We start from the raw sequence: 21,713 nt of genomic DNA on the forward strand, positions 1-21,713 counted from the left end.
ATATCTCGCACCGGCCCCCCGTCGAGTATCGTGATTGTCCGTTCCGAGCGACCTGTGAAACTACGGATGCATGTCAGCGTCATCCGGACGCATTTCGACGCCTGTCTTGCCGTTGACCGTGGCAACCAGATTCGACTGCGCGGCGAGCTTCAGGTCCTGCGGCAACGGCCAGCGCATCCGAGCACCGGGCAACACGTAGCCCAGCAGCCCCCGCTCGATCTCGGTGCGCTGTTCCCCCGACTCGAACGCAATCTGCGTGATGCGCGCATGCACGACGCCGCGATTCGCCACCACGAGCCAGCGCTTGCCGTCCTCGCGAGCGATATGCCAGCCGAGCACCGGCGCCGAAGCCGTGGCCGGATCGCGGCGTTTGTCCGGGTCTTCCTTGGTCCATACGCCGTTCCCGTCGACGAACAGCGGTATCGAGTAATGCATCTGGAACCGCACGCCAAGCGACGTATTGCCGCCTTCCCCCCCGGAATCCTCGGCCTGGGGAATCTCGTCGATGAGCACCCGATACGCGTCCTCGGCTCCAGGCGCGACATCGACCAGCTTCGTCAAGCGAATCAACTGCCGCTTGCCGGGCAGCACCGTCGCCATCGGCGGGCTGCTCACGACGCGGCGTTGATTCTCCGCATGAAGCTCCTTCCAGTCGGCCTCGCGCCACGCGAGCACGCGAATCTGCAACGTGACCGGCTTGACATCCTGATTCTCGAGCCACAACGCACTCGCGCGCTGGTCGCTCTCGATCACCGGATCGATCGGCCAGATCATCACCGACGTGGCCGCATGAGCGGCGCCTGTGCATGCGATCGTCGTCGACACCGCCATCGCGGTCGCGCGTCGCATCGTGCGGCCCGGCCGAGCGGTCGCAATCGGATCGTTCATCTCGGATTCCATCCTGATTCAGTAACTGATCGTGACCTGGGCGGTATCTGTATAAGTACCGGCCGGCGTGGAACCGCCCGGCAGACTGAGCGAGCCGTAGATCGGCAAGCTCGCGACGCCCGACACGGGCATCGATACCGGTTGTCCGATGTTGAGCGCTTGCGTGTGGGCGGCATCCGCATAGAGCTGATAACCGATGAGCGTTTCGCCCGGTCCCTGCAGATTCCGTTGCGTATTGCCCGACGAGGGATTGAGTCCACCGTCGACGGCGATCTTCAGCGTCGTGCCGGACGAACACTGGATCTGCAGTGCACTACCGGTCGCGACCGCATTGACCTGCCCGGCCGACACGGCGGGATAGGTGCCGAAGTCCAGCAGCCCGAAATTGACGCTGGTACCGCCGCCCGACACACCACACCCCGACACGATCCGCGCGCTGATCGCGAAGGTCTTCGTCGTCGGTATCGGCGTATCCGCCATGCCGGTAACCGGAAACATGACAGCACTCAACAGAAGAGCCCGGGTTTTGCAGAGCCACATAGCGATCCCGTCGTGAGATGCGCGTCTTGCGGCACCGTCGGCCGCCGCAAGACCGGAGAGGGTTGGCGAGTGCGCTTACCAGCCGACCGTGACGTTCAGCACGTCGGTATACGTACCGGCCGCGAGAGCGGACGTGCTGGTCTTGTTCACGACACCGTAGATCGGCAGCGCGAGCGCCGTGCCCGCAGTCAACGGTACGGTCTGCGCGGTACTCGCCACATACTGATTCTTGAACGCGTTATCCGAATAGACTTCGTACGGAACGTAAGACGTACCGTTCGCCAGTGCGCGCGTACCCGTTCCGACGCTGGCCCCCTTCCCCGCGTTCTTGCCGCCGTCGACCGTGACTTTCACCGAGGTCACGTCGGGCGAACAGGTTATCTGAGTCGTGCTCGTTCCGGTCCCGGTCGTTTGCGCATTCAACGACCCGGTAAAGCCGCTCGGCTGCGTGCCGAAGTTGAGCGAACCGAAATTGGTGGTCGTGCTGACCGAACCGCTGCCGGCATTGATCGCGCAACCGCTGGTCAGCACGAGCTGCGCATTGACGGTACCGTTGATCGGATTCGATTGCGCATGCGCAAGCCCGCCGGCCACGGCGAACGAGACGGCAAGCAGAGCTTTCAAGTGAGCCTTCATGTTTTTCCCCGGTTAAGTTGATCACTGCATGGTTGACAACTGGAAGCACAACGCTCGCCGGCACCACCGCCAACCAGGCGACGGGGCCGATTCAGACAATCCGCAAACGAAACCCCGAACCATTCGAGTGCCGTCTGCACCAGAACCTTGAAAGGTTCGTCGACGTCATCAATTTGATTCGCAATACGAATTAATTGATGGACAGCATTGAAAACGATACTTGTTTGAACGCTTCCTTACCGATTTCAGGCTTGTTCCGTTCAATCGGTTCGGACTCGATTAAATCATCCACACCGATTGCTGGAAAGAGCACGAACGGACACGCGAGACGTAGTTCCTGACACCGATATCTCATCGAGATCCGGCGGGCTGTTCGGTAAATACCGGATACTCCACCGCACGGCACAGCATCCTCTGCACGATCAGCGCGCCTTCGATGTCGCGTATCGGATCGGCAAATTGACTCTCGCCTGCGGCAGCAACTTGATCAGCTTCGCCCGTGCCTCGACCGCGTCCTCGAACGATGCGAAGCGCAGCGTGCTGATGCGCACCGGCGCGAAGTAGGCCGTCGCCACCGGTGATTTGCCGAGCTGACCGGCCACCTCGCGCACGCGATCCGGTTCGACTTGCGAGACGACCAGTTCATTGCGGGTCTCACCCACCACGCCACGCTCGTTGACAAGCAGCGTCGCTCGATCGCCTGCCGAACCGGCACGCATGGATTTGGCAGTTTCGCCCGCATTCAGATGCTTGAAGGTCTGACCATCCAGCCGCACCGACGGCGCATGCGCGTACTGCGCCAGCTCCTGCGGCGACAATTGCTTGCCGGCGATCGATTCAGCCGCGTTCACATGCAGCGTTGCGAGCAGCGACAGCATCGCGCCTGAAATCCAGTACCTGATGAAAGATTGATGGCTCATGATCCGGGTCTCTCAACGAGCTGCGATGATGCGGTATTCGACGGACAACGGTTTGCTCAGGCGCGTGAGGTTACCGGGGGAGCTGTTGCATTCGGGCTGAGGCACTACGTTGACCGCGTAGACTTCCCAGGTTCCGGCGGATTGCTCACCGTAGAATGCGTAGCTGCCGAGGCCGTAGTGGCTGACCTCCGAAACATTGTTCGTGTAGTAGCTGTTATACGGCAATGCAAGCGTCGAAATCGTACCGGACGGCGATTTGACGTACACACCCATGCTGCCGATACAGACACTCCCGGTCAGGCGAAGCTGCAACTGATCGACGTTGTCGTTGCCGGATACGCTGAATTGGCCAAGCTTCTGAACGTGCCCGTATCGTATCTGCATGACGTCTGGAAAGGCCCGAGCGAAACCAGGAATCGTCAAATCGGCAGCGGCGTGCGATGTGTAGGATCTCGCCTTCCGGACCGCCGCCGCAGCGTCGATCAGACCGAAGCCGTACCATGTCGAATATGCGTTGCCGGCACCATTCGTCTGCCAGCCATAGTCAAGACGCGCGGTGGTCGCTCCGTCGACAAGGTCCGAGCGGGTGTCGTACGAGGCGCTACCGTCGCCGAGATCGATCCTTGCGTCACGTCCGTCACGCGAACCATAACCAGCATCGATCTTTCGCGCGGTGGTGCGCAGGATGTCCCTGACGTCGCGCCACGTCAGCGTCGGGTTGACCGACAGCATCAACGCCACAATGCCTGACACCATCGGAGTGGCCGCCGATGTGCCATTCATGCTCGAGTACTTGCAGTCAGGATTCTCGCGAAGGTTGACACGCTTGCCGGCGGTGTCGAAGTCGTTCATCGCTTCGTTCTTCGAGTCAGCCGGAGAACGGTAGCGACTGTAACCGCGGTGACAGCCTGTCAAATCCGTCGAGAAAATCTTCGGACCAGGAACTGTCTCGCCGTACGCGCCACTATCCCCGTCTTCGCCTCCCAAAGCGGTAATCCAGTTGACCGGGCCGGCATTCGAGTCGCTTGCCTTTCTCCCCATCGCGTTGGCGGAGGCCACCATGATCACGCCCGGTTCGAGTCCTTCCGGATCATTGGCCGGATTTTCGCAGGAAATCATGCCGCGCTTGCCTCCAACCGTCGGGCAATCGCGCGTGGTCCTGGTCGCCTCATCATAAATTCCGGTGTATTCGTTTCCCGTCGCCTTGAGCATGACGAGCCCCTTGCCGTCACGGCGCTCCGGAAAAGACCGGACGGCCTCCGTGCTGGACGTGTCGGTATCGTATTCAATCGGGCTCCGCGGATTGATCCCATACGATGCATTGATGATGTCAGCGTTCTCCGACCACGACACGCCGCCGTAAGCGGCGACCTGATTCGAAACGTCATCGTCGAAGCCGAGAAAGCGCGCACCGCCCAGATTCACATCCGGCGCAACGCCCACGATGCCTTTGCCATTCATTGCCGCTGCGGCTATTCCCGCGACGTGGGTTCCGTGAGCCGATTCGATATCGTCTGGCGTGGGGTCGTTCGTATCGTTGAAGAAGTTATGCATCATCGAGCGTTTGACGTTCGGCGCCAGATCTTCGTGTGCGATGTCGATACCGTCGTCCAGCACCAGCAGATTGACGCCCTGCCCCAAAACCCCATCACGAAATACGCTCTCGATGTCGAGGTCCGTCTCGCCGTCGGCCACGTTCGGGAAGTCCGCGAAATAGCTCCCTGGCTGCTTCAATGCCCATTGATATTTGAAAAGCGGCTCGCACTCGAAAACGAGTGCGCCCTGGAATGGGCAAGCCATTTTCGCCGTGCTGTCGCTTCCGTTGGCGCGGCTGCCCGCGGCGGCACCGGTGCCTGACGCATCGTCGCCGCCGCAGGCAGACAACGCCAGGCTCGCGATCAGCGTCAAGCCGAATGTCTTTCGATAACGATAGAGCATGGAATTTTCAGATCGATGTTGATGGGTATGCGCTGGTCCGCTGCCAGGATCACGCTGCGATGCCGGCGTCGGAATCTTCGCCTCGCGCTCGTACAACGGCGCAACGCGCCTTTTCCTGCCATTGACCTCCTCAAGAAGTGTTCAGGACGTACTCCAATCCAGTTCAACCTCGTCGCATTTACCCGACAACCGGTCTCGACCTGGAATCAATTCAAGTCGATACCCATATCCCCTCACGGCGGTGAGCAGGTAGCCATTCTCCGGCGTCAGGTCGAGCTTCCTCTTCAGATTCGACACGTGCGTCCTTATCTTCCCGCGAGCTTCCCCGGTCGAAACGCCCCAAGTCATTTCCTCGAGATAGTTCAACGAAAGTGACTCGCCGAGATTCCGAAAAAGCGAAAGAGAAATATGGAATTCCATCACGTTGACCGGAATGTTCGTTCTCTGCCGCCGGACCTTCTTGCTGAGCAGGTCGAATTCGTACGCTCCGTGAATTTCCCTGCTGGGACGCGACTTCCTCGCCCTCGCGCGCCTCACGAGCGCATCGACATACGACAGAAAAACGGGACGTGACGCGGTGGTCGCGATATATGCGTCAGCACCCGCGTCCAGCATCGACACGATTTTCCATTTCTCCACACCCGACGTTACGAAAAGAATCGGCGTTTTTTCGAGCGCGCCATTTTTCCGGCGAAGCAAGACCCGCCCCGACACGGAATCCAGATCCTCGAATCTAGTTACAAGAATGCTTAAATCTTCCGGGTTCTCATAACTTAATATATCGTTGAAATTTATAAAAAATATGCAATCGTAATCCGACTCTTCCAGATTTTTAATAATCCACGATTCTATTTTCGAATCTCTTGATAAAATTGCCGCCCTCTTCTTCGGCATCGTCAAAATCACGCGGCCACCTCGTTTCGTCCTCGACGCTTCAATTCGACACGCACGGCAGATCGACCGACTATCGCTCGGTTCTGCGCCCCCTCATCCGAATCACGACCCTGACGATCCGCGCAGATACGGAATCACACCCCGCTCCACGGCGATCTATCGATCGCAAAAGCCGTCGGCCAGATATCTCGCCGCGCGATCCCGGCGCCACGACCGGCCGATACGCGGGTACCGCGAACTTCGACTCGCCGAACGCTATACGACGCCGGCATCTCGCCGAAAATCACTCGGGCTACATCCGGTCCACCGGCGGAACGCATTTCTGAAGCTCGACGTATCCGCGTAACCGAGCTTTTCGGCAATGTCGTCCATGCGCAAACGCTTATCCAGCAGCAGGCGCTTGGCCCTTTTTTGTCGCACCATATCCAGGACCTCGCGATAGCTGCAGCCTTCGTCGGTCAATCGCCGGCGCAGCGTTCGCTCGTTGATGCCAAGATGCCGGGCGACATCACTGCTGTCCGGATACTGATCGGGAAGGGATTCAAGCAACGAGAGAATGCGTTCGCGATATCCGCGCACTTCCCGCGAGAGCATCGTATCTAGCGCTTCTCCGCTCATCGCGATGGCTGCCTGAAAGACCGCCCGGTTTGCACTCGGTATCTCCTGATCGAAGCAACCGCCCGGTAACGTGAAAACAATGCTCCGGCCACCGAACCGAACCGGAACACCGAAATGCGCCTCATACGGGCCCGGATCGTCGGCCGTTTCAGGAAGCCGCAGGCGAATCAAATCGATCTTGTCGCGCAGCAAATTCCTGGTGATCGCATATGACGCCGCGGCAACCACATTGGCATTGAAAAGCCTCAGTTCCGGGGGTAAATCCGGGCTGTCGCGCAAATCGATGCTGACATCGACGGTACCGGCATCGGACGCGTCGACACGCACACCACGAATATTCTGGTTAAGCGGCAGCATGTACGTCCTGACGACTTGAAACGCCTCTCCAAAGTTGGCGGCAGTCTTCAGAGCCAATCCGACAACGCCGTAATCCGACAGCCGATAGTGCTCGCCGATGCGAAGCGCTTCCCGCGGCGACATGCTGTTCTGGGCAATCCAGTCGTAAAGCAGCCCGCTAGGCAAGCGCCCCGCCGACCGGGAATCGCCCCACAGATCGGGAATCGCGACACCCTTCTCCTTCAGATAATTGATGAGAGGCCGCCATTCGATATCGAATCCGATGGTGTCGACGTGATCCATCCACCCTCTCTTTCCGTTCCCGTGCCCTATGCAATGACGCCGTGCACCCGACATTTCATCTTTCATTCACTCGTCGTCCATCGTGTATCTGTCATACGCCGAGTTCATCGCGCCCTTCGGTGACGCGGATCAACACATGCTTCTCCAACGAAATCGATGCCCGACGCCAGCTTCGTGACATCGCAAACCACAACGCTGTCGCAACGCTGCCGTTCACAATCGGCGCATCTTTTGTTTCCTGTTAATTCGTTATCCGAATTTTTTAATCGGCATTAGAACTCTGACCAATGCGATTGCCCTTCTCAGTCAAGCAAAAAGGCCAACATGCAACGGCTCGAGAACTTCCATGAACCGCATCCAGCCTCCGCGCAATCGATCGCGCGTGTATCGAATGACTACTGCCTGCTCAATGCAAAAATTAGAACATTCGGCCCTGAACCGGGGAAGCGTAACAGCGGACAATGAGCAGTTTTTTTCGGACAACGCAATGCTGCCGCCGTCGCGATGAGAACCATGGCCTGCATCGCCAATGCATGCTGGCGAACTGGTCAGGATCCGGTCGCTGGCCGGAGCCGGCTGCCCCTGAACCGCTGTCGAACCGAAAGTATTCTCCCATGGCACGATCCGCACTCGATACTCTGCAAATGCAGACGCGCATTCCCAGCAGTTACCCATCGTGCAGAAAACCGGAACGATCGGGGAAATGGTCCGAGCAGGTATGACGCCGGACCGGTAAAGATCCAACCCTTGCCGGAGACGCCAGCGTCATTTTCCGATCGTGACTCGCATACACGAGGGTCGGTTGAGGAACGAGCAATGACCGGCGATCATCCCCGCGTCAAGCGACGCGCCGCGACAGGATTCAGCGGCTTCGGACGCGTCGGCAGGTGACATGCGGGCGGGTACCGCGGTCAGAATGGCTGGGAACCCTCAACCTGGCCATCTGCCGAATCCGGAGCGAGCACCCTGCCCAACTGGACCTTGTTGCTCACCCCGAGGTGCGCATAGACACGCTGCAAATAGGTTCTGACCGTTGCGGGCGACAGGCCGATCACGCGTGAAATTTCCTTGTACGAGCGACCGGCAGCAAACTGATGCGCAATCGCCCTCTCCTTGGGCGACAGGACGAACCCATGCCCGTCCGGTGCAAGGGATACATGCAGATAGGATCCGAAATAGCCGATCTCGACCGCCCTTCCCCCCAGACGCGTACGGCAAGGCGCGTCGTTGAAGAGCTGAACGAACTCTTGCGGCAGCGTTCCGCCACGCCACGTCGGCCAGTTCACGGAGATGAACTCGCACAGCCCTCCGCCTATGCCGACAATTCTTCCGTCCTTGTCCGCAATCCCGCTCGAGTGCACGTTGTCTGCGGCTGGAACGGAAAGCATGCGCTGAAGATTCTTTCGCCATATCTGCAGTGTGTACTTCATGATCTGCCCGAAATATGCCATGTCGATTTCATCGAACGGCTGCGCATCCTGCCCTCGGTACAGCGTGCAAAAGAAATGATTCCTCGTGAACGGCTCACTCAGCAATACCGATACGCCATGCGCCAGATCGTATTCCCGGCAAAAAGCCCTGACCTCCTCGGTTTTCCCGGGAGCGCTGTAGTTCTCGTCCGTAGAAAAAGCATGAACCTCCCCGATACGGCGTTCGACTTCTATCGCGAATGCGTCCTGTGCCGAGATGAGAAGCCACCTTTCCTCGAAGTCCGCCGGTAGTCCGATCAATTCCTTCTTGTAGACCGTCGGTGTGACTTCATTGGCCCCACGACCAACCAGCCCCCACCACGCGGAACGACAGGATATTGATTGACTGACAAGTGAAACCGCGGAGCCGATGAAGGAAGGGGCGGGAATTTCGCACGAAAGCGCGTGGACCCGCAACAAAACGTCTCCGAGGAAATTGATCGAATCAACCGATTCGCTCCGACTCGCCTGCATCACATATTTCCTAACGAGAAGAATTCAAACGCAATGAATGCAATCGTCGCATCGACGCGAGGTAAGCCGGCATGGAGCGTTGAGTTGTTGCGGGAGGAAGGGCTTGGGGCCAACGCATCGGCTTGATGGAGCCGGGGTCCGGTTGGGCGGAGCCAGTTGGTCGAGTTCGTGAGATTACCGACAGTCGTCGATCTTAAGCGATAGGACCGGACGGCGTGATGCCACACCGGCATGGCCTGATGCGTGAGAGGCATACCGGCTGCCTACGAAACCACCCGGACACCCTGAAAAACAAAAAACCCGTGAAGCCTTGCGGCATCACGGGTTTGGAATTTTCCTCGGCTGACCTTGGAACGGAATATGGTGGGCCCGGCGGGGTTCGAACCCGCGACCAATCGATTATGAGTCGACTGCTCTAACCGCTGAGCTACAAGCCCTGATGAGATACGACGCGTGCTACACGCCGCCCCGGCAACGAAGCCGGGCCGGCATTGTAACAACAAAGGGGACAAACGCCACCGGCATCACGCAGATGCCGGCGGCGTTCGCAGGAGAGACGCTGGAAATCAGTTCCCTTCGAGGAACGACTTCAGCTTGTCGGAACGGCTCGGGTGACGCAGCTTGCGCAGCGCCTTGGCCTCGATCTGACGGATCCGCTCGCGCGTGACGTCGAACTGCTTGCCGACTTCCTCGAGCGTGTGGTCGGTGCTCATCTCGATACCGAAACGCATCCGCAGCACCTTCGCCTCGCGCGGCGTCAGCGAATCGAGCACGTCCTTCACGACGTCGCGCATGCTGGCATGCAGCGCTGCATCCGCCGGCGCGACCGTGTTGTTGTCCTCGATGAAGTCGCCCAGATGGGAATCGTCGTCGTCACCGATCGGCGTTTCCATCGAGATCGGCTCCTTCGCGATCTTCATGATCTTGCGGATCTTGTCTTCCGGCATCTCCATCTTCTCGGCGAGCGTTGCCGGATCCGGCTCGAGACCGGTTTCCTGCAGGATCTGCCGCGAGATGCGGTTCATCTTGTTGATCGTTTCGATCATGTGAACCGGAATACGGATCGTGCGCGCCTGGTCCGCGATCGAACGCGTGATGGCCTGACGGATCCACCACGTCGCGTAGGTCGAGAACTTGTAGCCACGACGGTATTCGAACTTGTCCACCGCCTTCATCAGGCCGATGTTGCCTTCCTGGATCAGGTCGAGGAACTGCAGGCCGCGGTTCGTGTACTTCTTCGCAATCGAGATCACGAGACGCAGGTTCGCCTCGGTCATTTCGCGCTTCGCCTGGCGCGCCTTCAGTTCGCCGGCCGCCATCTGGCGGTTGGTTTCCTTCAGGTCCTTCAGCGGCAGCACGACACGCGCCTGCAGGTCGAGCAGGCGCTGCTGCTGTTCGCGGATCGCCGGAACGTTACGCGACAGCACCGCGCTGTACGAATGGCCTTCGGCCATGATCTTCTCGGACCAGTCGAGATCCGTCTCGCTGCCCGGGAAGCGCGCGATGAATTCCGAACGCGGCATGCCGCACTTGTCGACGACGATGTGCAGGATCTGGCGCTCGACCTGACGCACTTCGTCCACCTGCGCACGAAGCGTGTCGCACAGGCGTTCGACGGTACGCGCGGTGAAGCGGATCGTCATCAGTTCGGTCTGGATCGTTTCCTGCGCCTTCAGGTAGGCCTTCGACTTGTAGCCTTCCTTCTCGAACGCGCGACGCATCTTGTCGAACCACTCGCTGATCTGCGAGAACTTGTCGAGCGACGCACGCTTGAGGGCTTCGAGCTGGGCGGCGTTCGCCGATGCCTGGGCGGCACCGTCGTCCTCCTCCTCTTCCTCTTCTTCCTCTTCCTCTTCGGCTTCCTCGTTCTCGTTCTCGATGGCTTCCGCTTCCTTCGCGGAGAAGCCGTCGGTGTCGGCGGAGTCCGAAGCATTCGGATCGAGCAGGCCGTCGACGAGCTCGTCGACGCGGATCTCTTCGTTCGCGACGCGTTCGGCCATCGCGAGGATGTCGGCGATCGTCGTCGGGCATGCGGAGATGGCCATCACCATGTGGCGCAGGCCGTCCTCGATCCGCTTCGCGATCTCGATTTCGCCTTCGCGCGTGAGCAGCTCGACCGTGCCCATTTCGCGCATGTACATCCGGACCGGATCGGTCGTGCGGCCGAATTCCGAATCGACGGTGGACAGCGCGACTTCCGCTTCCTCTTCGACTTCATCGTCCGACGACGCGGCGGGCGCGTTGTCGTTCAGGAGCAGCGTTTCCGCGTCCGGAGCCTGCTCGTAAACCGCCACGCCCATGTCGTTGAACGTGCCGATGATGCCTTCGAGGGCTTCGGTCTCGGTGAAGTTGTCCGGCAGGTGGTCGTTGATTTCGGCGTACGTCAGGAAGCCGCGCTCCTTGCCGAGCTTGATCAGCGCGCGCAGTTTCACGCGGCGCTCTTCGAGCTCCTCGGCCGTGCCCGGCGTGCTCGTCGCAAACGCTTCCTTCAGCAGCGCCTTTTCCTTGGCGCGACGATCGCGCACCTTGGATTTGCCCGGTGCAGCCGCGGCTGCGGGCTGCTCGTCGCTCTGATTTGCGTCGTCTTCGACGGATACTTCGTTCAGCTTTTTGGTCATGGAGTTCGCCGTACCGGCTATATCGACTCGCGGCTGCTGGACGACAGCCGGTTGAACCGTGGGTGCATGAGTAGTACGTACTGCCGTTTCGTCCGCGTCGGCAGTCGTGTCCCTTGCGCTTTTCGCACTTGCCCGCTTCGCCGCCGGCTTGGCCGGCCCGGAGTCGGGTCTGGCGGCAGCCCGTGTTCTGGCTGCCGGCGCCGGCGCAGCCTGAGCAGTGCCGGCCGCGGTTTTCTTTCCTGCAGGGGCTGACGTGGCTGAAGACGTTGTCCTGGTGGAAGAAGCAGACTTGGCCGCTGTGACCTTCTTGGTCGGCTCCGTCGAGCCCTTGCCTGTTGCTTTCTTTCCGCCTGTCGTCTTTGCCATCGCGATTCTCGCCTCTGCTTAGAAAACAAACCGCTGGAAACCTTATATTATAGCACGCTGGGGAGCCCTCTCTAAGCGCCCCGGCCGCCTACAGCCCGAGCCGACGTTTCATGTCGGTTCGCTGCTGGTTCAATTCCGTCAATTCGGTCAATTCCTCGGGTGTGAAGGTGGATTGCCGCGCCAGCCGGTCAAGCCGGTCGCAGCAGGCGTCATAGCGCATCTTGAGCACCGCCGCCTGCAGTTCCTCCCCCGCGATCCGTTCCTGTTCACGCTGCCGCTCGGGCACCGTCTCGTCTTCCGGATTCTGTAACAGCAAGTCGCGGACGTTTTCATCATAGTCCAGAATTTCGCGGAAGATTTCCTCGTAAGTCGCCCCGTTCGAGGACGTCCGCAGGACATCCGACAGCAGCCGGAACTCCGCGCCGTCGCCCAGCGCACGCGCGTGGTCGACGACTTCCGCGAACAATTCGCCGATGCGCGGCAACGCCCGCAGGGTCGCAATCTGTTCGTCGTCGAGCTGCGACGCGATGCGCGGATGCATCACCAGCGTACGCAATGCACGCTTTTCGCTGTCCGTCACGCGTCGCCGCTCGCTGCGCGCGGGCGCCTGGCGCGGCGGCGCCGCGATTCGCGTATCGACGTCGGACAGCCCCGCGACCTCTTCGAACGGGATATCGAGACGGTCCGCGAACATGTGCATGATCTGCGCACGCAACGCATTCGCAGGCAGCGCCTGCAGCAGCGGCTTCGCATCGAACAGCGCCTTCGCGCGACCTTCCGGCTGATCGAGCGCCTTGCCGGAAATTGCTTCGTTCAACAGAAATTGCGACAGCGGCATCGCGCGCTCGACCTGCTCGGAGAACGCGTCCGCGCCGAACTCGCGTACATAGCTGTCCGGATCATGCTCGGTCGGCAGAAAAAGGAACCGGATCGTGCGATTGTCGCCCGCATGCGGCAGGCAGGCCTCGAGCGCGCGCCGCGCCGCCCGCCGCCCGGCCGAATCGCCGTCGAAACTGAAAATGACCGTGTCGGTCTGGCGAAGCAGCTTCTGCACGTGAATCGGCGTGCACGCGGTGCCGAGCGTCGCGACCGCATTCGGAAACCCGAGCTGCGCAAGCGCGACCACGTCCATGTAGCCTTCGACGACCAGCACGTACTTGCGCTCGCGAATCGCGAGCCGCGCCTCGAACAGCCCGTACAGCTCGCTGCCCTTGTTGAACAGCGGCGTTTCGGGCGAGTTCAGGTACTTCGGCTCGCCGCTGCCGAGCACACGGCCGCCGAACCCGATCACCTGCCCCTTCACATTGCGGATCGGGAACATGATCCGCTCGCGGAACCGGTCGTAGCGGCGCGCGACGCCCTGTGCGTCGGTTTTCTCGCTGACGATCACGAGCCCCGACTCGACGAGCGACTCGTCGCGATAGTCCGGGAACGCGGTTTCGAGGTTCTGCCAGCCGTCCGGCGCATAGCCGAGACCGAAGCGCGCGGCGATCTCGCCGGTCAGGCCCCGGTTCTTCAGGTACTGGATCGCGACGGTCGCGCCGCGCAACTGCTTGCGGTAGTAGTCGCATGCAGCCGTCATCGCGTCGGACAGCGCGGTCGCCACCGATTTCGACACCGGCGCCGGATAATCGCCGCCACCGCCACCGCCGCCGCCACCGCGCATCGACGGTTCGTGCGGCACGGTCAGCCCGACGGACTGCGCGAGCTCCTGCACGGCTTCCGGGAACGTGAGCCCCGCGTGTTCCATCAGGAAACCGATCGCCGTACCGTGCGCGCCGCACCCGAAGCAGTGATAGAACTGCTTGGTCGGACTGACGGTAAACGACGGGCTCTTCTCGTTATGGAACGGGCACAGCCCCATGAAGTTGGCGCCGCCCTTCTTGAGCTGCACGTACCGGCCCACCACGTCGACAATATCGACGCGGTTCAGCAAGTCCTGCAGGAACGAATGCGGAATCACCGTGGGATCGAGCGAAAAAAGACGAAACGACGCCCGGCGCGCGCATCGCTGGGCGCGCCGGGAACGGGTTTTACTTCGAGAGCGCGGCCTTGACCTGCGCGGAAACGGCCGTCATGTCGGCACGGCCGGCGAGCTTGCCCTTCAGCACGCCCATCACCTTGCCCATGTCCTGCGGGCCGGCTGCGCCGGTTTGCGCGACCGCTGCCTGGACTTCGGCCGCCACTTCGGCGTCCGACAGTTGCGCGGGCATGTAGCCGCCCAGCACGGTCAGCTCGGCCTGCTCCTTCGCGACGAGATCGTCGCGGCCGGCGGCCTCGAACTGGCTGATCGAATCCTTGCGCTGCTTGATCATCTTGTCGATCACGGCCGTGATGGCCGCGTCGTCGAGCGTGACCCGATCATCGACCTCACGCTGCTTGATCGCGGCCATCAGCAGGCGAATCGTCGCCAGGCGCTCGCTTTCCTTCGCGCGCATTGCGGCCTTCATGTCTTCGCTGATCTGCTCTTTCAAACTCATCTTTCACCCGGAATGGAAACGTGAATCCGACGCCCGCGAATGGGCGTCAACACAAAAACCCGCTTGGGACAGTGTCTCAAGCGGGTTGCTCGAATCCGGCATCGGCGACTCGCCGCCTGATCGGCTGCGCGATCGCACCCGATCGCGCGGAGTCGCCGGTGCGCCGCTCAGCGAACCGCGCGGCGCCCAATCGTTCAGTACAGCTTCTTCGGCAACGTCTGACTGCGAATCCGCTTGTAATGACGCTTCACTGCAGCGGCCTTCTTGCGCTTGCGCTCCGCGGTCGGCTTCTCGTAAAACTCGCGCGCACGAAGTTCGGTCAGCAGACCGTTCTTCTCGATCGTGCGCTTGAAGCGACGCATTGCAACTTCGAACGGCTCGTTCTCTTTAACGCGAATGATCGTCATGATCCGACACGAATAAAGGATTGCAGGGAAAGACTACCGAGTATAGCAGAGCGATTGGATTGTCCAAAGGCACGGGGACTGGTCCCGCTTACAGGGGCCGGCCCGTCAGGCGCCGCGTGCATACTCCGCCGCGGCCTGCCCGGCCGCCGTGCCGGACGCCCACGCCCACTGGAAGTTGTAGCCGCCGAGCCAGCCCGTCACGTCCACCGCCTCGCCGACGAAGAACAGCCCCGGCACGCGTGCGCTCATCATCGTCGCCGACGACAACTCCCGCGTATCGACCCCGCCCTTCGTCACTTCGGCCTTCTTGTAGCCCTCGGTGCCGTTCGGCGTCAGCGTCCAGCCGGACAGCGCGTCGCCGATCTGGCGCAGCGTCTTGTCGGGCAAGTCCGCGAGCCGCGCGTCGGCCGCGACGCGGTGCGTGTCGAGCCACGCATGCGCGAGGCGCGACGGCACCCAGTCGGCGAGCAGCGAACCGATCTGGCGCTTCGACGTGCGCTTCGCGTCGAGCAGGTCGGCCACCGTATCGCGCTGCGGCAGCAGGTCGACGCGGATCGGGTCGCCGGGCTGCCAGTAGCTCGAGATCTGCAGGATGCCGGGCCCGGACAGCCCGCGATGCGTCAGCAGCAGATCCTCGACGAATTCGCCGCCGCGCTTCTTGTCGCCGGTCGACACGCGCACTTCGAGCGACACGCCCGACAGCGCCGCGAATGGCTCCCAGTCCTGCTGCGCGAACGTCAGCGGCACGAGCGCGGGCCGCGTATCGATGAGCTTGTGGCCGAACTGCTTCGCCAGCCGGTAGCCGAAGTCGGTCGCGCCGATTTTGGGGATCGACAATCCGCCCGTCGCGATGACCAGTGCGCGCGCACCGATCGCCCCCGCCTGCTGCGTATCGAGCACGAAGCCGTCGGCCGGCGCATGGCGCACCGCGTCGACGACGACCGGCCGGCGCCACGCGATGCCGCCCGCGTCGCACTCGTGCTTCAGCATGTCGATGATCGCGTCGCTGCCGTGGTCGCAAAAGAGCTGCCCCTTGTGCTTTTCGTGCCAGGTCACGTGATGGCGCTTGAGGAGCCCGAGGAAGTCGCGCGGCGTATAGCGCGCCAGTGCCGAGCGCGCGAAATGCGGGTTCGACGACAGATAGTTGTCGGGGCCGGCGTACAGGTTCGTGAAGTTGCAGCGGCCGCCGCCCGAAATGCGGATCTTCTCGGCGAGCCGCGGCGCGTGATCGATCAGCACGACGCGGCGGCCGAGCTGCCCGGCGACCGCGGCGCTCATCATCCCGGCGGCGCCCGCGCCGATCACGGCGATGTCATAAGTTTCCATGGCGCGGATTGTACCTGCCCGGCATCGGCCCCGGGCCGCCGCCAGCGGCAGCCGGCCCTCGCCTGCTATACTTTCCGGTTACGTCGACCTTCCTGTGGCGCGCCCGAAACGGTGCGCCCTGCCCGTACCCATGCTCGTTCTCGGCATCGAAAGCTCCTGTGACGAAACCGGCCTCGCGCTCTACGACACGCAGCGCGGCCTGCTCGCGCACGCGCTCCATTCGCAGATCGCGATGCACCGCGACTACGGCGGCGTCGTGCCCGAACTCGCGTCACGCGACCACATCCGCCGCGCACTGCCACTGCTCGAGGAAGTGATGGCGCAAAGCGGCACGCGCCGCGACGACATCGACGCAATCGCGTTCACGCAAGGCCCCGGTCTCGCCGGCGCGCTGCTCGTCGGCGCGAGCATCGCGAATGCGCTCGCGCTCGCGTGGAACAAGCCGACCGTCGGCATCCACCACCTCGAAGGCCACCTGCTGTCGCCGCTGCTCGTCGACGAACCGCCGCCGTTCCCGTTCGTCGCCCTGCTGGTGTCCGGCGGCCATACGCAACTGATGCGCGTGACCGACGTCGGCGCGTACGAGACGCTCGGCGAAACGCTCGACGACGCGGCCGGTGAAGCGTTCGACAAGACGGCGAAGCTGATCGGCCTCGGCTACCCGGGCGGCCCGGAAGTGTCGAAGCTCGCCGAGACGGGCACGCCGGGCGCGGTCGTGCTGCCGCGCCCGATGCTGCATTCGGGCGATCTCGACTTCAGCTTCAGCGGCCTGAAGACCGCCGTGCTCACGCAGATGAAGAAGTTCGAAGCAGCGAAGCTGGAGGGCGTTGCGCTCGACCGCGCGAAAGCCGACCTCGCGCGCGGCTTCGTCGACGCGGCTGTCGACGTGCTCGTCGCGAAGTCCCTCGCCGCGCTGAAGAAGACGAAGCTCAAGCGCCTCGTGGTCGCAGGCGGCGTCGGCGCGAACCGCCAGTTGCGCGCGGCACTGTCGGCCGCCGCGGCCAAGCGCGGCTTCGACGTGCACTACCCCGATCTCGCGCTCTGCACCGACAACGGCGCGATGATCGCGCTCGCGGGCGCCCTGCGGCTCGGCCGCTGGCCCGAGCAGGCGAATGCGGACTACGCGTTCACGGTGAAGCCGCGCTGGGATCTCGCGTCGCTCGCACGCTGATTCACGCAACGCAGCGCCGCACGCAAGACAACAAAAAGGCCGCTCGTTCGAGCGGCCTTTTTCATTGGCGCGGCAAAAAGACGCAGCGTTATGCCGCCTGGCGCTTGTCCCGCTCGATCAGCGCATATGCGCTGTGATTGTGGATCGACTCGAAATTCTCGGCTTCGAGCACATAGGCGGCCACGCGCTCGTCCGCATCGAGACGCTGCGCGACGTCGCGCACGAGATCCTCGACGAACTTCGGGTTCTCGTATGCACGCTCGGTGACGAACTTCTCGTCCGGACGCTTCAGCAGGCCCCACAGCTCGCACGATGCCTCTTCTTCCGCGATGCGGATCAGCGCCTCGACCGGCAGGTCGGCCGCGAGCTCGGCATCGATCGTCACGTGCGAACGCTGGTTGTGCGCACCGTACTGCGAGATCTTCTTCGAGCACGGGCACAGGCTCGTCACCGGCACGAGCACCTTCAGGAACAGGCGCGTGTCGCCATTGCGGCTTTCGCCCGCGAGCGTCACCTCATAGTCGAGCAAGCTCTGCACGCCGGACACCGGCGCCGTCTTGTTCACGAAGTACGGGAACGTGACCTCGATGCGGCCGGCTTCGGCTTCGAGCTTCTCGAGCATCGACGCGAGCATCGCGCGGAAGCGCTCGACCGTCAGCGGCGCGCGGTTCTCTTCGAGCAACGCGACGAAACGCGACATGTGCGTGCCCTTCTGGTCGGCGGGCAGGCGGACATCGAGGTTCCAGACGCCGACGGTCGGCTGTACGTCACCGCTTTCGGTACTCACCGTCAACGGATGTCGCACCGCCTTCACGCCCACGCGCTGAATCGGAATCTGACGGGTATCCACCGTGCTCTGCACGTCGGGCATCACGAAGGCGGGATTCATCTGGTTCATCTTGTTCAATCCTTGTAAGCCGCGCGTTCGACGACGCGCACGCCGCATCATGCGGCAGCCGGAAAAGCAACATGGGCCCGCAGGCCCATGTTTTCCGCATCAATGAAGACCGGTTGCGCCAGTCGCACCGGCACCGCCCGCAGGCGGCGCCAGCTTATGCGACGCGCTTTGCCTGACCGGCGACATCGGCCGCCGGGTTCAGAAAGCGTTCGCGAATCGATTTCGCGATGCCCGCGCCGTCGAGGCCGCATTGCGACAGCAGCTTCGCGGGGTCGCCGTGATCGATGAACAGGTCAGGGAGGCCCAATTGTAGTACGGGTCGGATAACCCCACTCTCCATCAGGGCTTCCACGCAGGCCGAGCCCGCGCCACCCATCACGCAGCCTTCCTCGACCGTGACGAGGTAGTCGTGCGTTTCGGCGAGCTCGCGCACGAGCGCCGTATCGACCGGCTTCACGAAACGCATGTTCGCGACCGTGGCGTCGAGCTCGTCGCCCGCAGCCAGCGACGGTGCGACCATCGTGCCGAACGCGAGGATCGCGACGCGCTTGCCTTCCGGCTGCGACGACTGGCGACGCACCTCACCCTTGCCGAGCGGGATCTCGGTGAATTCCTTCACCGTCGCCACGCCCGTGCCCGCGCCGCGCGGATAACGCACCGCGGTCGGGTTCGGCTGTTGCAGTGCCGTGTGCAGCATCTGGCGGCATTCGTTCTCGTCGGATGCGGCCATGATCGTCATGTTCGGGATGCAGCGCATGAACGCGAGATCGTACGCGCCCGCATGCGTCGCGCCGTCCGCGCCGACGAGGCCCGCGCGGTCGATCGCGAACACGACCGGCAGGTTCTGCAGCGCGACGTCGTGGATCAGCTGATCGTAACCACGTTGCAGGAACGTCGAGTAGATCGCGACGACGGGCTTCAGCCCTTCGGTCGCGAGGCCGCCCGCGAACGTCACCGCGTGCTGCTCGGCGATGCCGACGTCGTAGTAACGATCCTTGAAACGCTTCTCGAACTCGACCATGCCCGAGCCTTCGCGCATCGCGGGCGTGATGCCGACGACGCGCGTATCGCGCTCGGCTTCGTCGCACAGCCATTCGCCGAACACCTGCGTGTACGTCTTCTTCGCGGGCGTGGTCGACGGCTTGATGCCTTCGGCCGGATTGAACTTGCCGGGGCCGTGATAGAGCACGGGATCGGCTTCGGCGAGCTTGTAGCCCTGGCCTTTCTTCGTCACCACGTGCAGGAACTGCGGACCGCGCAGTTCGCGGATGTTCTGCAGCGTCGGGATCAGCGAATCGAGATCGTGACCGTCGATCGGGCCGATGTAGTTGAAGCCGAATTCTTCGAACAGCGTGGCCGGCACGACCATGCCCTTCGCGTGCTCCTCGAGCTTGCGCGCGAGTTCGAGCACCGGCGGCGCCACGCTCAGCACGCGCTCGACGCCTGCACGCGCCGCCGCATAGAAGCGGCCCGACATCAGGCGGGCGAGATGGCGATTCAGCGCGCCGACCGGCGGCGAAATCGACATGTCGTTGTCGTTCAGGATCACGAGCACCTTCGCATCTTCCGACACGCCCGCGTTGTTCATCGCCTCGAACGCCATGCCGGCCGTCATCGCGCCGTCGCCGATCACGGCGATCGAGAAGCGGTCGTCGCCGTTCAGCTGGCTGCCGATCGCCATGCCGAGCGCGGCCGAGATCGACGTGCTCGAGTGCGCGGTGCCGAACGTGTCGTATTCGGATTCGCTGCGGCGCGGGAACCCCGAGATGCCGTCGTACTGACGCAGCGAATGCATCTGGTCGCGGCGGCCCGTCAGGATCTTGTGCGGGTAGGTCTGGTGACCCACATCCCAGACGATGCGATCGTTCGGCGTGTTGAACACGTAGTGCAACGCGATCGTCAGCTCGACCGTCCCGAGGTTGGACGACAAATGGCCGCCCGTCTTCGACACGCTGTCGAGCACGAACGCGCGCAGTTCATCCGCGAGCGGTTGAAGTTGGCGACGATCGAGGCGGCGCAAATCCGCCGGGTCGTCGATGGTTTTCAGCAAGTCGTACATCGTCGTTCCATTGTAGGAAATCAAACGCGCCCGCATTCTGTTGCACGCACCGTAGCATGTGCGCGGCGGCGGGCTTTCGCGTCAGCTGACCCGGTTCACTACCAGGTCGGCAAGTTCGGCGAGACGCTGTGCGCGTGCGCCGAACGGTTTCAGCGCGTCGTGCGCTTCGGTGCGCAACTGCGCTGCCAGCTCGCGCGACGCCTCGAGGCCGAGGATCGATACATAGGTCGGCTTGTCGTTTGCCGCGTCCTTGCCGGCCGTCTTGCCAAGCGTCGCCGAATCGGTCGTGACGTCGAGAATGTCGTCGACGACCTGGAAGGCCAGACCCACGGCCCCCGCGTACACGTCGAGCGCGGCCATCGTTTCCGCCGAAGGCGTCTCGCCGGCCAGCGCGCCCATCCGCACGGCCGCGCGCAGCAATGCGCCCGTCTTCATCCGGTGCATCGTCTCGAGCTGTTCGCGCGTCAGCTTCAGGCCGACGCTCGCCAGATCGATCGCCTGCCCGCCGGCCATGCCGACGGAGCCGCTCGCGAGCGCAAGCTCGCGCACCAGCGCCGCCTGCTGCACCGGCGACAGCGTATCGGCGTCGGTCAGCGCAACGAACGCCTGCGACTGCAGGGCGTCGCCAACCAGCAGTGCCGTCGGCTCGTCGTACTGCACGTGCACGGTCGGCTTGCCGCGACGCAATGCGTCGTCGTCCATGCACGGCATGTCGTCGTGCACGAGCGAGTAGACGTGGATCATCTCCAGCGCCGCCGCTGCCGCGTTGCGCGCCGCTTCCGTCGCACCGGTCAGCTCGCCTGCTGCATGGCACAGCAGCGGACGAACGCGTTTGCCGCCGCCGAGGACTGCGTAGCGCATCGCCTCGTGAAGTTTCGCGGGCATCGCGGTTTCAGCGGGCAGATAATGGCCGAGTGCGTCTTCGACGCGGTCAAGCACGGACCGCATCCATTGTTCGAATGTCATAGATCGTCGTCTTCGCCGTCCGTGGCGGCCGTTCCGGACGAAAGCGGCTTCAGCGTCGCGCCGTCGAGCACGCGAACCTGCTGCTCCACTTTCTCGAGCTGCTGTTGGCAAAACGCAACGAGGGTCGCACCGCGGCGATACGCCGCCAGTGAATCCTCGAGGCTCAACGCGCCGCCTTCCATCCGGGCAACCAGCGTCTCGAGTTCCGCGAGCGCCGTCTCGTAATTGTCCGGTAACGGTTCGGTACCATTGCCGGGCGGCGTGGCGCCTGGGGATGCGGTTTTCGCCATGGACGAGGGTGTCAAATTTCAAAACAAGTCGGACATTCTACGGCAAAAGAGAATTTTCCGACCTGCCGTCGTGGGCACCCGGACACAATTCCGGCCCCATCTTCGATACACAGTGT

At 62.5% G+C, this 21,713-nt stretch carries 18 protein-coding genes and 1 tRNA gene; 1 reads left to right on the forward strand and 18 read right to left on the reverse strand.

Translation table 11 applies throughout. The features are described from left to right. Positions 1–60: 60 nt before the first annotated feature. The 14 genes from ACWMMN_RS27335 to ACWMMN_RS27400 form a co-directional block, all read right to left on the reverse strand. A complete protein-coding gene (locus tag ACWMMN_RS27335) occupies positions 61–888 on the reverse strand; it encodes a fimbrial biogenesis chaperone (RefSeq protein ID WP_059240769.1) in 828 nt (275 codons plus the stop codon). 18 nt (positions 889–906) lie between these two features. Continuing rightward, the gene (locus ACWMMN_RS27340; RefSeq protein WP_059237302.1) at positions 907–1,428 is read right to left on the reverse strand and encodes a Csu type fimbrial protein; all 522 of its coding nucleotides are present in this window, start codon (positions 1,426–1,428) and stop codon (positions 907–909) included. Positions 1,429–1,503: 75 nt separating this feature from the next. Next, positions 1,504–2,064, reverse strand: a complete 561-nt coding sequence (locus tag ACWMMN_RS27345; RefSeq protein WP_059237303.1) for a spore coat protein U domain-containing protein — start codon at positions 2,062–2,064, stop codon at positions 1,504–1,506. A 422-nt stretch (positions 2,065–2,486) separates the two neighbouring features. Continuing rightward, the gene (locus ACWMMN_RS27350) at positions 2,487–2,942 is read right to left on the reverse strand and encodes a hypothetical protein (RefSeq protein WP_486423396.1); all 456 of its coding nucleotides are present in this window, start codon (positions 2,940–2,942) and stop codon (positions 2,487–2,489) included. 54 nt (positions 2,943–2,996) lie between these two features. Beyond that, entirely contained in the window at positions 2,997–4,922 is a 1,926-nt protein-coding gene (locus ACWMMN_RS27355) for a S8 family serine peptidase (RefSeq protein ID WP_174992769.1), read from the reverse strand. A 141-nt stretch (positions 4,923–5,063) separates the two neighbouring features. Then, on the reverse strand, positions 5,064–5,828 hold the full coding sequence (locus tag ACWMMN_RS27360) for a response regulator transcription factor (protein WP_342705882.1): 765 nt from the start codon (positions 5,826–5,828) through the stop codon (positions 5,064–5,066). A 243-nt stretch (positions 5,829–6,071) separates the two neighbouring features. After that, complete coding sequence (locus ACWMMN_RS27365; RefSeq protein ID WP_486423397.1) at positions 6,072–7,073, reverse strand: AraC family transcriptional regulator; 1,002 nt, start codon at positions 7,071–7,073, stop codon at positions 6,072–6,074. Positions 7,074–7,984: 911 nt separating this feature from the next. Continuing rightward, positions 7,985–9,016, reverse strand: coding sequence for a response regulator transcription factor (locus ACWMMN_RS27370; RefSeq protein ID WP_342705881.1), 1,032 nt, complete (start codon positions 9,014–9,016; stop codon positions 7,985–7,987). A gap of 361 nt (positions 9,017–9,377) precedes the next feature. Continuing rightward, positions 9,378–9,453: transfer RNA gene (locus ACWMMN_RS27375), tRNA-Ile, on the reverse strand. Between the two features lie 129 nt (positions 9,454–9,582). Beyond that, complete coding sequence (gene rpoD / locus ACWMMN_RS27380; RefSeq protein ID WP_081051933.1) at positions 9,583–12,000, reverse strand: RNA polymerase sigma factor RpoD; 2,418 nt, start codon at positions 11,998–12,000, stop codon at positions 9,583–9,585. 88 nt (positions 12,001–12,088) lie between these two features. After that, complete coding sequence (gene dnaG, locus ACWMMN_RS27385) at positions 12,089–13,963, reverse strand: DNA primase (protein ID WP_256086622.1); 1,875 nt, start codon at positions 13,961–13,963, stop codon at positions 12,089–12,091. A 70-nt stretch (positions 13,964–14,033) separates the two neighbouring features. Next, positions 14,034–14,480 carry a GatB/YqeY domain-containing protein gene (locus ACWMMN_RS27390; protein WP_256086623.1) on the reverse strand — a complete coding sequence of 149 codons (447 nt, stop codon included), beginning with the start codon at positions 14,478–14,480 and terminating at the stop codon, positions 14,034–14,036. Between the two features lie 194 nt (positions 14,481–14,674). Then, positions 14,675–14,887, reverse strand: coding sequence for a 30S ribosomal protein S21 (rpsU, locus tag ACWMMN_RS27395; RefSeq protein WP_006479415.1), 213 nt, complete (start codon positions 14,885–14,887; stop codon positions 14,675–14,677). A gap of 105 nt (positions 14,888–14,992) precedes the next feature. After that, complete coding sequence (locus tag ACWMMN_RS27400) at positions 14,993–16,213, reverse strand: BaiN/RdsA family NAD(P)/FAD-dependent oxidoreductase (protein ID WP_059237312.1); 1,221 nt, start codon at positions 16,211–16,213, stop codon at positions 14,993–14,995. Between the two features lie 130 nt (positions 16,214–16,343). Between ACWMMN_RS27400 and tsaD the strand changes: the two genes are divergently transcribed. Further along, positions 16,344–17,384 (forward strand): tRNA (adenosine(37)-N6)-threonylcarbamoyltransferase complex transferase subunit TsaD, encoded by a 1,041-nt coding sequence (gene tsaD, locus ACWMMN_RS27405; protein ID WP_486423398.1) that lies wholly within the window; start codon positions 16,344–16,346, stop codon positions 17,382–17,384. A gap of 88 nt (positions 17,385–17,472) precedes the next feature. Here the strand turns inward: tsaD and folE2 are convergent, their stop codons facing one another. The 4 genes from folE2 to ACWMMN_RS27425 all read right to left on the reverse strand — a co-directional run bounded on the left by folE2 (position 17,473) and on the right by ACWMMN_RS27425 (position 21,597). Further along, complete coding sequence (folE2, locus tag ACWMMN_RS27410; protein ID WP_174992773.1) at positions 17,473–18,282, reverse strand: GTP cyclohydrolase FolE2; 810 nt, start codon at positions 18,280–18,282, stop codon at positions 17,473–17,475. A gap of 154 nt (positions 18,283–18,436) precedes the next feature. After that, a complete protein-coding gene (gene dxs / locus ACWMMN_RS27415; protein ID WP_486423399.1) occupies positions 18,437–20,341 on the reverse strand; it encodes a 1-deoxy-D-xylulose-5-phosphate synthase in 1,905 nt (634 codons plus the stop codon). A gap of 81 nt (positions 20,342–20,422) precedes the next feature. Next, on the reverse strand, positions 20,423–21,307 hold the full coding sequence (locus tag ACWMMN_RS27420; RefSeq protein WP_486423400.1) for a polyprenyl synthetase family protein: 885 nt from the start codon (positions 21,305–21,307) through the stop codon (positions 20,423–20,425). Further along, positions 21,304–21,597, reverse strand: a complete 294-nt coding sequence (locus ACWMMN_RS27425) for an exodeoxyribonuclease VII small subunit (RefSeq protein WP_040139363.1) — start codon at positions 21,595–21,597, stop codon at positions 21,304–21,306. The genes ACWMMN_RS27420 and ACWMMN_RS27425 overlap by 4 nt, the downstream gene beginning before the upstream one ends. Positions 21,598–21,713 lie beyond the last annotated feature (116 nt).

It is taken from the genome of Burkholderia cepacia complex sp. TUM26381, from assembly GCF_057439935.1.